The 13,777-nt window shown below is 29.3% G+C and carries 17 protein-coding genes; 8 read left to right on the forward strand and 9 right to left on the reverse strand.

Annotated elements, in window-relative coordinates; translation table 11 throughout:
• The first annotated feature begins 86 nt into the window (after nt 1–86).
• Together AMN81_RS00595 and AMN81_RS00600 are read left to right on the forward strand one after the other, a co-directional pair.
• Nucleotides 87–1,541: a phosphomannomutase/phosphoglucomutase gene (locus AMN81_RS00595; RefSeq protein ID WP_072090218.1), complete on the forward strand. Its 1,455-nt coding sequence runs from the start codon at nt 87–89 to the stop codon at nt 1,539–1,541.
• Nucleotides 1,525–1,806 (forward strand): hypothetical protein, encoded by a 282-nt coding sequence (locus tag AMN81_RS00600; protein ID WP_072090219.1) that lies wholly within the window; start codon nt 1,525–1,527, stop codon nt 1,804–1,806. Before AMN81_RS00595 ends, AMN81_RS00600 begins: the two co-directional genes overlap by 17 nt.
• An 18-nt stretch (nt 1,807–1,824) precedes the next feature.
• Here the strand turns inward: AMN81_RS00600 and AMN81_RS06340 are convergent, their stop codons facing one another.
• From AMN81_RS06340 to AMN81_RS00630, 5 genes are all read right to left on the reverse strand, one after another.
• Nucleotides 1,825–2,901, reverse strand: a complete 1,077-nt coding sequence (locus AMN81_RS06340; RefSeq protein WP_143312046.1) for a coiled-coil domain-containing protein — start codon at nt 2,899–2,901, stop codon at nt 1,825–1,827.
• A gap of 215 nt (nt 2,902–3,116) precedes the next feature.
• The gene (locus AMN81_RS00615) at nt 3,117–3,902 is read right to left on the reverse strand and encodes a sulfite exporter TauE/SafE family protein (protein WP_072090221.1); all 786 of its coding nucleotides are present in this window, start codon (nt 3,900–3,902) and stop codon (nt 3,117–3,119) included.
• Between the two features lie 40 nt (nt 3,903–3,942).
• Nucleotides 3,943–4,935, reverse strand: a complete 993-nt coding sequence (gene dusA, locus AMN81_RS00620) for a tRNA dihydrouridine(20/20a) synthase DusA (RefSeq protein ID WP_072090222.1) — start codon at nt 4,933–4,935, stop codon at nt 3,943–3,945.
• 22 nt (nt 4,936–4,957) lie between these two features.
• The gene (rpoZ, locus tag AMN81_RS06450) at nt 4,958–5,494 is read right to left on the reverse strand and encodes a DNA-directed RNA polymerase subunit omega (protein WP_072090223.1); all 537 of its coding nucleotides are present in this window, start codon (nt 5,492–5,494) and stop codon (nt 4,958–4,960) included.
• Between the two features lie 43 nt (nt 5,495–5,537).
• Entirely contained in the window at nt 5,538–6,743 is a 1,206-nt protein-coding gene (locus tag AMN81_RS00630) for an MFS transporter (RefSeq protein WP_072090224.1), read from the reverse strand.
• A gap of 12 nt (nt 6,744–6,755) precedes the next feature.
• Between AMN81_RS00630 and AMN81_RS00635 the strand changes: the two genes are divergently transcribed.
• The 3 genes from AMN81_RS00635 to AMN81_RS00645 are packed head-to-tail and all read left to right on the forward strand — an operon-like array spanning nt 6,756 to nt 8,444.
• Nucleotides 6,756–7,631, forward strand: a complete 876-nt coding sequence (locus tag AMN81_RS00635) for an NAD(P)-dependent oxidoreductase (RefSeq protein WP_072090225.1) — start codon at nt 6,756–6,758, stop codon at nt 7,629–7,631.
• Nucleotides 7,632–7,634: 3 nt separating this feature from the next.
• On the forward strand, nt 7,635–8,240 hold the full coding sequence (locus AMN81_RS00640) for a PNPOx family protein (protein ID WP_072090226.1): 606 nt from the start codon (nt 7,635–7,637) through the stop codon (nt 8,238–8,240).
• A complete protein-coding gene (locus AMN81_RS00645; protein WP_072090227.1) occupies nt 8,241–8,444 on the forward strand; it encodes a hypothetical protein in 204 nt (67 codons plus the stop codon).
• A 13-nt stretch (nt 8,445–8,457) separates the two neighbouring features.
• Here AMN81_RS00645 and AMN81_RS00650 read toward each other — a convergent pair whose 3' ends face one another.
• Both AMN81_RS00650 and AMN81_RS00655 read right to left on the reverse strand, forming a co-directional pair.
• The gene (locus AMN81_RS00650; RefSeq protein ID WP_023855089.1) at nt 8,458–8,748 is read right to left on the reverse strand and encodes a DUF1330 domain-containing protein; all 291 of its coding nucleotides are present in this window, start codon (nt 8,746–8,748) and stop codon (nt 8,458–8,460) included.
• Between the two features lie 9 nt (nt 8,749–8,757).
• Complete coding sequence (locus AMN81_RS00655; RefSeq protein WP_072090228.1) at nt 8,758–9,270, reverse strand: gamma carbonic anhydrase family protein; 513 nt, start codon at nt 9,268–9,270, stop codon at nt 8,758–8,760.
• A 19-nt stretch (nt 9,271–9,289) separates the two neighbouring features.
• On the opposite strand from AMN81_RS00655, the gene AMN81_RS00660 reads away from it, so the two are divergent.
• The 3 genes from AMN81_RS00660 to AMN81_RS00670 are packed head-to-tail and all read left to right on the forward strand — an operon-like array spanning nt 9,290 to nt 11,813.
• Nucleotides 9,290–9,844, forward strand: a complete 555-nt coding sequence (locus AMN81_RS00660; RefSeq protein ID WP_072090229.1) for a thioredoxin family protein — start codon at nt 9,290–9,292, stop codon at nt 9,842–9,844.
• The gene (locus AMN81_RS00665) at nt 9,844–10,926 is read left to right on the forward strand and encodes a glycosyltransferase family 4 protein (RefSeq protein WP_072090230.1); all 1,083 of its coding nucleotides are present in this window, start codon (nt 9,844–9,846) and stop codon (nt 10,924–10,926) included. The genes AMN81_RS00660 and AMN81_RS00665 overlap by 1 nt, the downstream gene beginning before the upstream one ends.
• Complete coding sequence (locus AMN81_RS00670; RefSeq protein ID WP_072090231.1) at nt 10,923–11,813, forward strand: DMT family transporter; 891 nt, start codon at nt 10,923–10,925, stop codon at nt 11,811–11,813. Before AMN81_RS00665 ends, AMN81_RS00670 begins: the two co-directional genes overlap by 4 nt.
• On the opposite strand, the gene AMN81_RS00675 is transcribed toward AMN81_RS00670, so the two are convergent.
• Together AMN81_RS00675 and AMN81_RS00680 are read right to left on the reverse strand one after the other, a co-directional pair.
• Complete coding sequence (locus AMN81_RS00675) at nt 11,810–13,309, reverse strand: tripartite tricarboxylate transporter permease (protein WP_072090232.1); 1,500 nt, start codon at nt 13,307–13,309, stop codon at nt 11,810–11,812. The two genes, AMN81_RS00670 and AMN81_RS00675, sit on opposite strands and share 4 nt — an antisense overlap.
• Nucleotides 13,306–13,776: a tripartite tricarboxylate transporter TctB family protein gene (locus AMN81_RS00680; protein ID WP_072090233.1), complete on the reverse strand. Its 471-nt coding sequence runs from the start codon at nt 13,774–13,776 to the stop codon at nt 13,306–13,308. The genes AMN81_RS00675 and AMN81_RS00680 overlap by 4 nt, the downstream gene beginning before the upstream one ends.
• Nucleotide 13,777 lies beyond the last annotated feature (1 nt).

The raw sequence follows: 13,777 nt of genomic DNA on the forward strand, positions 1-13,777 counted from the left end.
TTTATAGAACGCGACAATATGATAATCAATAAAAAAATAAAAAATTTTTCAAGAAATTAACATAATAAACAGTAAGTAAATAAATAATGAGTCAAAATATAAAAATAGATCCCTATGGTTTTAGAGAATATGACGCCCGATGGTTGTATGAGAAAGATATAAATCAATCCGGAATAGAGAATCTTGGAAAAGGGCTTGGAACACAGATAAAAATACATACTAAAAAAGAAAATCCTAATGTCATAGTAGGTCATGATTATCGTTCTTATAGCGAGGAAATAAAAACAGCTCTCAAAAAAGGATTATTGTCTACAGGATGCAATATAGAAGATGTTGGTTTGTCGTTATCTCCAATGGTTTATTTTGCACAATTTAATTTAGATGCAGATGCAGTTGCTATGGTCACAGCAAGTCATAATGAAAATGGCTGGACTGGTGTGAAAATGGGAATTGCAAAAGGACTAACTCATGCACCTGAAGAAATGAAGGAATTGAAGGAAATTACCTTAAATGAAAAATTTACACAAGGTGAAGGTAATGAGAAACAAATAAAAGATTTTGATAAAATTTATAAAAAAGATCTAATTAGTAAAAATAAAATTAAGAAAAAAATAAAAGCTGTGGTAGCTTGTGGAAATGGAACAGCAGGTGTTTTTGCCCCAGATATTCTAAGAGGTATTGGATGTGAGGTAATAGAATTAGATTGTAATCTAGATTGGAATTTTCCTAAATACAATCCAAATCCAGAAGATCTAGAAATGCTTCATGAAATAGCAAAAGTAGTTAAAAAAAACAATGCTGATATAGGTTTTGGATTTGATGGTGATGGAGATAGGGTTGGTGTTATTGATGACAAAGGTAATGAAATATTTTCCGATAAAATAGGTCTTCTGATAGCTAGAAATCTATCAAATAAACATAAAAATTCTAAATTTGTTGTAGATGTAAAATCAACAGGTTTATATTCAAAAGATGCAATATTAATTAAAAACAATTGTGAAACAATTTATTGGAAAACAGGTCATTCTCACATTAAAAGGAAAGTAAACACTGAAAAAGCATTAGCAGGATTTGAAAAAAGTGGTCATTTTTTTTTCAATCAGCCATTAGGTTTTGGGTATGATGATGGTATCAATTCAGCAATTCAAGTGTGTCACTTATTAGATAATCAAAATAAAAAAATGAGTGAAATTATTAATGAATTACCAATTACATTTCAAACACCAACAATGGCGCCTTTTTGCAAAGATGAAGAGAAATATATTGTTGTCGAAGAGCTAGTTAAGCAAATTAAAAATTTAAAAGAAAACAAAACTAAAATAGATGGTCAAGTTATTAATGATATTTTAACAGTTAATGGAGTTAGGTTTTCATTCGAGGATGGTTCTTGGGGGCTTATAAGAGCATCATCAAATAAGCCATCACTAGTAATTGTAACTGAAAGCCCCACTTCTAATGAAAGAAAGAAAAAAATTTTTGATTTCATTGATGAGTTACTAAGAGAGACTGGAAAAATCGGTGAGTATGATCAAAAAATTTAATATTTTATTAATTTTTTTTTTATTTTTAAGCTCAAAAGTTCTAAGTTTTAACCCTGAAATTGAACAACAAATTTATATAGGCTGCTATGGGAACTCAAAACAGTATATTGGTCCAGAAAAAGCAAAATCTTATTGTTTGTGTACTTTAAAAAAACTAAATGAGAAATTTACTGATGATCAAATCAACGAAATATTCAGACAAAAACCTGAAGATATAATAGAATCCACAAAATTTGCTTCATTATATTGTGAAAAAAATCTTTGATTTCGCTGGTCTAAAAAATTAATTTTTAGAATTATTTTCATCAACTTTATTTTCTAAATTATCATCAGTTTGTTTGTTTTCTGGTTTAGGAATTTCATCACTGTAAAATTTTCTAACTAATTCCTCTTCTTTTAACCTTTGCTCTTCATCAAATTTTTTTTCCCATTCTTTTATTCGCCTATCTTCCTCTTCAATTCTCTCTTTTTCAGCTATTTCAGTTAGTCGAATTCTTTCATTTTCTTCTTCAATTCTTTTTTGTCTTTCCTCTTCTATCTTTAATTCTCTTTCTCTTTGACGTCTTTCATTTTCCTTATTTATTCTTTCACGTTCAGCTTCTTTGAGTTCTTTTTCTTTAATTCTTAATTCCTCTTCCTTGGCTCTTTGCTCAGCCTCTTCTTTTAAAATTTGTCTTTGAATTTCTTGCTGTCTTTCAGTTTCTAGATCTCTTAATCTTTCTTCCATTTCTTTAAGTTTTTCTTGCTCATATTTTAACTTTCTAGCTGCCTCTCTTAATCTTTGTTCTTCCTCAAGTCTATTTTTCCTTTCAATTTCTTTTAATCTTATTTTTTCTTGTCTTTCTTTTTCTTTTTCATCTCTTTTTTTTTGAGCTTCAATTTCTTTATTTTTTAATTCCTCTTCTTTAATTTTAAATTTTTCTTCTCTAATTCTTTGTCTCTCTAACATCTTCAGTCTTAAATCTTCCTGTTTAAGCTTTCTTGCTTCTTCTCTAAGTTTTCTTGTTTCTTCGTCTTTTATTTTTTTCTGCTCTATTTTAATTCTCTGAGCTTCTATTTTTTGTCTTTTGTCTTCATTCTTTTTTTCTTGCTTTTCATTTTCAATGATTAATTTTTTTTGAAAAAGAAGTTTTTTTCTTTCCTCTTTTAATTCGTCTTGTTTAGCTTTTTTTGCTAATTTTTTTTCTAAAATTAATTCTCTTTTTTTTTCTTTTTCTAATTTTTTTTGTAATGCTAAATCTTTTTTAACTTTATTTTTTTTGATATTCTCTAGAAATGAAGAGAATTTATTTTTTGGTTTATTTAATGGATCAAATAAATTTTTTTTAATTTTTTTATTAATATCTTTTATTGAAACCATGATTTAAATTATCAATTTCAATTTAAACCCTAAATATTGTGTGTGGTTAAATTGAGTTTTTCAAAAATCTAAATACAACTTTAAATTGTTAGTACTTATATTAGTTGATAAAGTACATTTTCAACTATTAAGTGTTCATAAAAATGCAAAGAATCACTTAATTTAAATTTGTGAGGTGATGGAGGGAGACTGAAGTCACCTCTTTTTTTTGCTATCTATAATTTTAAGTATTCGTAAAAAAATTTAATCGAAACAACTAAAAGAAAAATTCCAAAAAACTTACTAATTTTATTCTTATCAATACTATGAACTGTTTTAGCTCCTAACCTTGCCATAAAAGTTGTAATGGGTATGAAAATTAAAAAAGCAGGGATATTTATAAAACCAATACTTAGTGGAAGACTTGAGTTTAAATAATTTCCTGAAATTAAAAAACCTATTGCTCCAAATAAAGCAATTAAAAAACCTATAGCTGCTGCACTTCCTATTGCTTTATTAATTGAATAACCAAAAAACTTAAGGATAGGTACATTCATTACGGCTCCCCCTATACCCATAGGAGCAGATATAAATCCAACAATAAAACCAAGAATTACTTTTAAATGTAATTTCATTTTGACAATTATGTTTTGTTCTTTTTCTTTTATTAAAAGTAAGTAAATTCCTAAAAATAAAATCATTATAGAAAAAAATAAAACTAAGGATTTAGTTTTTAAAGAAGCTGCAAAAGCAGTACCAACAATAACTCCTAGTATAACAAACAGACCGTAATTCTTAACAATATCAAAATCAACTGCTTTAAATTTATGATGTGTTAAAACTGAAACTGTAGAAGTTGGTATTATAATTGCAAAGGAAGTTCCTACAGCAAGGTGCATAACATATTGAGGATCAATTTCTAAAGAACCAAAAATAAAATATAAAAAGGGAACAGTTATTAACCCTCCGCCAATACCAAATAATCCTGCAACAAAACCAACTGGTATTGCTGTTAAAGCCATTAATAAAATAATATAACTATATTCGTTTGTTAATATTGAATTAAGCAGACTGCCCTACTATATTATCTACATTATTGAATTTAATTTTATCCATAATGTGATCAATTTTTTTCACATCAGCATCTCTTACACACATGTTTTCACTTAAATATCTTTTCCAATAACTTGCACCTGTCTGACCATGAAATAAGCCAAGAGTATGTCTCATGATTTGATTTAATCTTGTTCCCTTTTTTAATTCTTCTTTAACATAAGGAATGAGTTGTTCAATTACATTTTGTCTACTTGGAACATCCTCATTATTGAATATTTCTCTTTCAATATCTGCTAATAAATAAGGGGTGTGATATGCAGCTCTTCCTATCATTACACCATCTGTTTTTTCTAAATGAGGTTTTATTTCATCTACTGAAGTTATTCCTCCATTGATAATAATCTCTTCATTTGGAAAATCTTTTTTTAATTTATAAACATATTCATATTTTAAAGGAGGAATATTTAAATTTTGCTTAGGTGTAAATTTACCTAACATTGCTTTTCTTGCATGAATGATAAAAGTTTTAACCCCTGTTGCTTTTAGAGTAGAAATGAAACTATGTAAATTTTCATAATCTTCTACATCATCGTAACCAATTCTTGTTTTTATAGTTACTGGTAGTTTTGTAACAGATTGCATTTTACTTAAACAATCTGCCACTAAATTTGGCTCTTTCATTAAACAAGCACCAAATCTATTTTTTTCAACTTTTTTACTAGGGCAACCTAAGTTTAGATTGATTTCATCATAACCAAAATCTTCACCTACTTTAGTAGCTTCAGATAAAAGTTTTGGAGAAGAGCCTCCTAATTGAAGTGCTACAGGTTTCTCATTGATATTAAACTCTAATAACTTTTTTTTATCTCCTCTATCTATAGCTTCATCGACTACCATCTCAGTGTAAAGAAGAGTGTTTTTAGATATTAATCTTAGAAAAAATCGTTCATGACGATCTGTGCAATCCATCATAGGAGCAACTGATACTTTCCTATTCATGGTATAACTTTATATTATTTTTTTATGAGTTTGAAGCTTCAGTGTCGTCTGAAGATACGTCTGCTTCTTGATTTTCTGACTCTGATACTTCATCTAAAGAAACTTCTCCTTGCTCATTCATAGTTTCTTCTCCTACTGAATTATCAACATCTGCTGTAGCTGTTTCAGATAGTTCAGCTAAATCTTCTTTTGTTACTTGAATTTTTTCCGGAGTTTTTCTTGCTCTTTTAGATGGTAAAATTGGAGTACCACTTTTTGAAATTTCACCTTTATATAGGTTTTCAAAATCATCACCTATATCTTCATCATCCTCAGCAATATCGTCAACTTGCTCAACATGTTTTCTAAGTTTGTAAACGGCGCTATCAGTTAAATCTGAAACTTTAATTTTTTCTTCGGCAATTTCTCTTAATGAAATAACCGTGTTTTTGTCGTTATCTCTATCAATTGTTGGTTCTATTCCTGCATTTAATTGAGTAGCTCTTTCTTTAGCAACAAGTACTAATTCATAAGGACTCTCTACTTTATCTATACAGTCTTCTACGGTAACTCTAGCCATGCGGAGTATCTACACAGTGAGTCTTTAAAAATCAAGGGCTATTTTATAAATAATTAGGATTTAGCTTATTTTTAACCAAATAAAGAAGAATAATTGAACCAAAGATATAAGTTCCTGAAACAACGGCTATCTGTTCAATTGAAAAGCCAATATCAATCAGAAAGCCAAATAGAGCCGTACCAAATGCTGTTGAAAATACCATCAATGCAGTTGTTAAGGCTTTTATAGACCCAATATATTTAACACCATAAATCTCAGCCCAAGTTGAGGAACCAAGTACGTTTGCCAAACCATTTGTCACCCCCACTAAACCAAAAAATACAAAAGATGAAAGTGGTGCATTAAAATAGTAGAGAACTATAGTGCCAAAAAGAAGTGGGATATTCATATAGATTAATAATTTTCTACTTGAAAATTTATCAATTAAAAAACCAGATATAAAAAGAGTAATCACCGATAAAATTGAGTAAGCCATAAATGATTGTGCAATAACATAAGGTCCCCACTCTTTAGAAGAGGATATAAAAGACTGATAAACAAAAGATCCTGTTGCAATCCATGGCATTGCTAACATCGTCATACAAATAATGTAAAATCTATAATCTTTTAAAACTTCTATTCTTTTCCATTGTTTAATTTCTTTATTATTCTCTTCTATTTTAGATTCTTCTCTCGTATCAAGCTTAACATCTTTAACTAAAAGAAAAGTTGCAACAGGTAGAACAAGTATAACTAAAATAGAAATTGAAACCCAAATATCTCTCCATTCTATAAAAGTTAATAAAAAAACAATTAAAACTGGCATTATAAATTCAGCCAATGACAATCCTAACCAACCTGTACTTAAAGCCCTACCTCTATTTTTTTCAAAAAAACGAGATATGGTTGTTGTAGCTGTGTGACTTGATAACCCTTGTCCAGCTAAACGCATTAAAAAAATTCCTACAAATAAAAAAATAACTGATGAAATTTTTGAAAATATAAAACAGGAAGCTGATAAAAAAATTATTACATAAGATGCAAATTTTAATATGTTTACATCATCTATTTTTTTTCCTATCCAAACTAAAACAATACTACTTAATAAAGTGGCTGATGCATAAATTGAGCCAAATTGTCCATGTGTAATTGATAAGGCGTCTCTAATACTAGAATTAAATAAGCCAAGAAAAAAACTCTGTCCAAAACTTGAAAAAAATGTAAAAATAAATCCAAATACAATTACTTTTAAACTTAAACTTTTAAACATAGAAAAAAAATTATGACTTGTAATGTTGCTTTCATAGGTCTTGGGGTTATGGGCTACCCAATGGCTGGATATATATCAAAAGCCGGACACAATGTAACTGTTTTTAATAGAACTAAATTTAAAGCTGAAAAATGGATTGGTGAATATAAAGGTAAAATGGCCAATACACCTGCGGAGGCTGCAGATGGTGCCGATTTTATTTTCACATGTGTTGGTAATGATGATGATTTAAGAGAAGTAGCAACTGGAGAAAATGGATTATTTAACACAGCAAAAGCTGGGTCCATTTTTATTGATAACTCAACTGTATCTGCAGAAGTATCAAGAGAATTAAATAAAAAAGCAAATGATAAAGGGTTTAGTTTTTTAGATGCCCCTATTTCAGGTGGACAAGCTGGTGCTGAGGGCGGAATACTAACAGTAATGGTTGGTGGCGATGAAGAAGTGTTTAAAAAGGCTGAATCTGTGATTGATTGTTACAGTAAAAAAGTAAAATTAATTGGTCCTTGTGGAAGTGGTCAGTTAACAAAAATGATGAACCAAATGTGTATTGCTGGAACAGTTCAAGGTTTATCAGAGGCAATTAATTTTGGAATAAACGCTGGTTTAGATATGGATAAAGTTATGGAAACTATATCTAAAGGTGCAGCACAATCTTGGCAAATGGAAAATAGATACCGAACTATGACTGATGATAAGTTTGATTATGGTTTTGCTATTGATTGGATGAGAAAAGATTTAAAAATTGCAATCGAGGAAGCAAAAAAAAATGGTTCACCTGTGCCTATAACAGAAATTATTGATGGCTATTATGCTGAAGTTCAAAAAATGGGTGGAAATCGTTGGGATAGCTCAGGTTTGATTGCTAGATTAAAAAAGAAAAAATAATTTGTGACGGATACAGTTCCTTATTACGAGGACTTTACAGAGATCAAAAAGAAAATTTGGTCAATGCTAGATAATGCTGTTAAAGACAGAAGTTCTCCTTTTCGAATACCAGTATTTATTTGTGGTAATCAATCAGACTTTGATGGACGAATTGTAGTTCTTAGAAAATCTGATCAATCAAATAATCTAGTGCAATATCATAGTGATATACGATCAGATAAAATTGAAAAGTTAAAAGCAAATAAAAACGCAGCATTGTTGTTTTATGATAAAGATGAAAAAATACAGGTTAGATTGAAAGTTGAATGTACTGTTAATCACAATAATGATGTAACAAAAGAATCTTGGTCTAAAACCCAACATATTAGTAGAAAATGTTATTTAGTTGATAATGGTCCAGGAACTGAGTCAGATTTACCTACCTCTGGACTAAGACCAGAATTAGATAATTTTGATTATACTAAAGAACAAAGTGAGGAAGGTTACAAAAACTTTACTGTCATTCAGTGTAAAATTAAAACTATAGAATGGCTTTATTTAGCAGCTAAAGGTCATCGAAGAGCAAAATTTAATTTAGAAAATAATAAAGATACCTGGTTGGTTCCATAGATGGTTACTGGATATATATTTACAGCATTTCTTATAATTTTAGGATTAGCTGTAATGAGATTTGGAAGTATCCATTTTAAAAAATTTAAAGAGGGTAAAACCAAAATTAAATCTAAGTTAAGTGGGCAATTATCTTTCTTAATTTTATTTATAGTAATAATTGGATTGATCATTTATTCGGTAAACGATCTATTATTTAACTGAACCAATTATTCTTTCAAATACCTTTAATAATTATATTTGTACCTTCGGAATTATCTAATCTTATTTGTTTTATTGGTTTGTATTCTTCAGAATTGTACCATTCTAATGCTTTTTCATATGTAGGAAATTTAAGAATAATAATTCTAGGAAAATTTGTTTCACCATCAAAAATTTGAAATTCACCAGCTCTTACTAAAAACTCTCCACCAAATTTTTTTACGAGTGGCGTAACCTTTTCAACATATTCTTTATAATTTTCAGGATTAGTTACTTTTAATTGAGCTATCACGTAACCTGCTGGCATTTATCTCCCTTAAAAAATTGATTTCGAATATTTTTTCCAGTTATCTTGATAATGTTTTGTGTTTTCAAATACTGCTTTTTTCTCTTCCTCTGAAACTTCTCTAATAACTTTACCTGGTGAGCCAACAACCAAAGAATTATCTGGTATGATTTTATTTTCTGTTATCAAAGCTTTAGCTCCAATAATACAATTTTTACCAATATTAGCTTTATTTAAGATAACAGCTCCAATCCCAATTAAACTATTGTCTCCAATGGTACATCCATGAAGCATAACTAAATGACCAACGGTAACATTTTTTCCTACCTTTAAAGGGCATCCAGGATCTGTGTGTAATACGCTTCCATCTTGTACATTAGATCCTTCTCCAATATGAATATTTTCAATATCTCCTCTAAGCACTGCATTAAACCAAATACTTGTATTTTTTTCTAAAGTAACATCTCCTATTATTGTAGCATTCGGAGCTACCCAATTTTCGCCAGAGTTTTTTGGTTTTTTATCTTTTAAATCATAAAACATAATCTATATATTTTACATTATGCCTATACAAACTCCAATATGTGATTTTGGTCAAAAAGCTATTCCATTTGAATTAAAATCTACTGATAATAAAATTCTTTCTTTAAATGATATCGAAGGTGAAAATGGAACTTTGATAATGTTCATTTGTAATCATTGTCCATATGTAAAAGCTATTACAAAAGAATTAGTTGAAGATTGTAGTGAATTAAGCAAAATTGGTATCAACTCAGTTGCCATCTGCTCAAATGACTTTGTTAATTATCCAGACGACTCATTTGAAAATATGATCAAGTTTTCAAATGAAAATCATTTCAATTTTCCTTACTTACATGATGAAACTCAAGAAATTGCTAAAGCATATGATGCTGTATGTACTCCAGATTTCTTTGGCTACAATAAAAATCTAGAACTTCAATACAGAGGACGATTAAGAGAACTTAAAAAGTTTATTCCAGTTAAAGACGGAGAAAGTGATCTGCTAACAGCTATGAGACAAATAGCTGAAACTGGAAAAGGTCCTGAAGATCAAATACCCAGTGCGGGCTGTGGTATTAAATGGAAGCATGATTAATGTATCTAATTGTAACTAGATCATTCCCACCTGAGCTTGGTGGTATGCAAAATCTAATGTGGGGCCTTTCAAGAGAACTGTCTAAAAACTTTATGATAAAAGTTTTTGCAGATTATATAGAAGGTCATAAAGAATTTGATGAGCAAGCCTCTTTTTCGATAGAAAGAGTTGGAGGAATTAAATTGCTTAGAAAATATAGAAAAGCACAATTAATTAATGAATATATTAAAGAAAATAAAATAGATGGTGTTATTGCTGATCATTGGAAAAGTTTAGAACTTATTAAAACTTCTAAGAAAAAATACTGTTTAATTCACAGTAAAGAAATCAACCATCCTAAAGGTTCTAGTCAAAATAAAAGAGTTGTTAGCGTTTTAAATAATGTTGAAAAAGTTATAGCAAATTCTCAGTTTACAAAAAATCTAGCGATAGAACTTGGTGTTAATGCAAATAAAATAATTGTAATAAATCCAGGTGTGGATCCTGCTGAAGAATTAAATAAAAAAACTTTAGATAAAGTTGAAAGTATACTTAAAGTTAAAAATCCAAGACTAATTACAGTTTCAAGATTTGATAAGCGTAAAAATCATGAAAAAATAGTTATGGCTTTGAGAAATTTGAAACAAATATATCCTGACATTGTTTACATATGTGTTGGACATGGAGAAGAAGAAGAAAATATTAAGAAGCTAGTAAAAGAGCTAGATCTTGAAGCACAAATTATGTTTTTTAAAGATATTAGCAATGAATTAAAAAATGCTTTAGTTTCAAAATCAAATATCTTTGTAATGCCATCCATAATCCATAAAAAATCAGTTGAAGGTTTTGGTATTGCGTATGTTGAAGCTGCACAATACGGTATACCATCAATTGGTGGTAAAGATGGTGGTGCCGCAGATGCAATTGATCATGAAAAAACTGGTTTAATATGTGATGGAAATAATCTTGATGACATTTATTCTTCTATTAATTCATTGCTAGAAAATAAAAAATATTTAAACCTTGGGAAAAATGCAAAAGAATTTGTGAATAAATTTCAATGGTCAAAAATAATTGAAGAATACAAAAAGATATTAAATTGATTTCAAATAATAAATTAGCAATTTTTTTAATTATAATCTCAGTTTTTTGTGGAACATTAATGTTAACCTTTTTAAAATTAGCACAAGAAGAAGTTAATGTTTATGTTGCAGGTTTTTTTAGATTTTTATTTGGTTTCCTAATTATTCTTCCTTATATGCTAAAATCTAATTTTACAGTGTTTAAAACAAATCATCATAAAAAACATTTTCTTAGAGCAGTTTTAAACTTGCCTTCCATGTTATTATATTTCTCAGCTTTAGTAATGATGCCAATTGAAAAAGCGACAGCTATATCTTTTGTGGTTCCTTTCATAGTAACAATATTGGCAGTTTTGTTTCTGGGAGAAAAAATTTACATATATAGAAGTTTTGCACTAGTTTTAGGATTTATTGGAATGTTAATAATTTTAAGACCAGGAATAATTGAAATTTCTCTTGGAGTTTATATGGCACTGGCATCGTCTTTTATGTGGTCAATAGTGATTATAATTACAAAAACTATCGCAAAAGATGATAGTTCGATTACGATTTTATCTTATGGATACACGTATATGACGATTTTTAGTTTCATTATTGCGTTGTTTTATTGGCAAACACCTAGTTTTCAAACTTTAATTTATTTATTTTTTGCAGGTTTATTTGGTACATTGCTACATCTTTGCATTAATCACGCATACAAATTAGTAGATGTTAGTATGACGCAACCATACTCATTTCTAAGTTTAGTGTTTGCTTCTTTAATTGGATATTATGTTTTTAGTGAAACACCTGATCTCTTCACTTGGATTGGTGCTAGTGTTATATTTTTAGGTGTTTTAATCATGTCATATCGTGAAATGAAGCTTGATAAAGAAATTATAAGAAAACGAATAGATATTAAATCTTAATTTTTCTTCTTAAAAGTTTTGTAAATATGCCAAACTACAATTAAAATTGTAGTAGCTAAGATACATGCAGTTAAAGTTCTATCCCACAAAAATTCCCAAGAACCATTACTTAATAATAAAGATCGTCTCAAGTTTTCTTCCATCAATCCACCAAGTACAAAAGCTAATATCAAAGGTGGCATCGGAAAATCATATAATCTTAAAAAGGTAGCTACTACAGCTATTCCAATCATTAAATAAATATCAAAATTATTAAACGACATTACGTAAATCCCAGTAACAGAGAAAAATAAAATAAGAGGAATCAAATAATTTTTAGGAACAGCAAGAATTCTAGCTATATAAGGAATGAGTGGTAAGTTTAATATCAGCAAAATTACCATTCCAATATACATAGACATAATTATTGACCAAAAAATCTCTGGATTAGTCATGTAAAGTCTAGGACCTGGCTGAACACCAAATCCTAAAAGTGCACCTAGCATAACAGCTGTAGTTCCACTTCCAGGAATTCCCAAAGTAAGCATTGGCACAAAAGAACCTGAGCAAGCTGCATTATTTGCAGTTTCTGGTGCAGATAAACCATTTACACTTCCTTTACCAAATTTTTCCTTTTCTTCATCACTTACAACGTTTCGTTCCATTCCATAAGCTAAAAAGGAAGCAATTGTTGCACCAGCTCCTGGAAGAACACCAATTAAAAAACCAATTACTGATGATCTTGGAATTGTCTTATACATTTTTGTTCGTTCTTCTTTATTAATTTTAATTGAGCCTAATTCAGTTAAAGAAACTTGTTTAGCAGCACTGGTTGGATCATTTCTTTTTAAAATAATTGTTAAAGCTTCACTCATTGCAAAAGTTGCCATCACAACTAGTACGAAGCTAATACCGTCAGTTAGGTTCATATTGTTAAATGTATATCTTGTAATATCAGACAAACTGTCTTGACCAACTGAAGCTAACATCAAACCTAAAACAACCATCATCATTGCTTTTAAAAATTGTCCTTTAGATGAAAATGCAGCAATAGCTGTTAAACCTAAAATCATTAAAGCAAAATAATCAGGAGATCTAAAAGATAAGCTTACCTTAGATAAGCTTGGTGCCATGAATAACAAATAAATTGCAGATAATGTACCACCTGCAAAGGAACTCCATGCTGCAATCGCTAAAGCTTTTCCAGCTTTACCTTGTTGAGCCATTGGATAACCATCAAATGAAGTTGCAACTGTTCCTGGAACACCGGGGGCATTTAATAATATTGAAGAAGTTGATCCACCAAATACTGCTCCATAATAAACTCCAGCCATTAAAATTAATCCAGTTGCAGGTTCAAAACCATATGTAATAGGTATCATTAAAGCAATTGCAGTCATAGGACCAAGACCAGGAAGCATTCCAATGATTGTTCCAAAAAAACAACCAACCATAACCATTAATATATTTTGGAGTGTAAGTGCTGTTGTTAATCCAATTAGTATTCCTTCAATCATCCCATGATCCCTATTGATTGTAAGAATGGATCTCTTAAATAAATATCAAGAATACCATGAAGCAAATACATAAAGGCAGCAACAAATGGAAATGATAATAAAAACATTAAAATCCATCTTCGTTCTCCTAAAAAATAATAAGAAGCAAATAAAAATAATGAAGTGGTTAAAAAATAACCAACTTTTAAAATTGTAGCTCCGTAAATAATTGCAATTAATATAAGTATACCTGTCTTTTTATACTCTAAATTTTTATGCTCTACTTTAATTGTATTTGGGTCTGGTAAAATGAGTTTTAATCCGGAAAAAAATAATCCTGCATATCCTAAATAAATTGGAAATGTTCTAGCATTAAATGGAGCATTTTCATCGAATGTGAAAACTTGAATTTGATAAGCTAAATATAAATAAAATGCTGAAAAAACAAAAAAGAGCAGTGATATAATTTTTGTAGTATTTATATTCACT

This window comes from Candidatus Pelagibacter communis (assembly GCF_001179845.1).
GTDB classification, from domain to species: Bacteria; Pseudomonadota; Alphaproteobacteria; order Pelagibacterales; family Pelagibacteraceae; genus Pelagibacter; species Pelagibacter ubique_Q.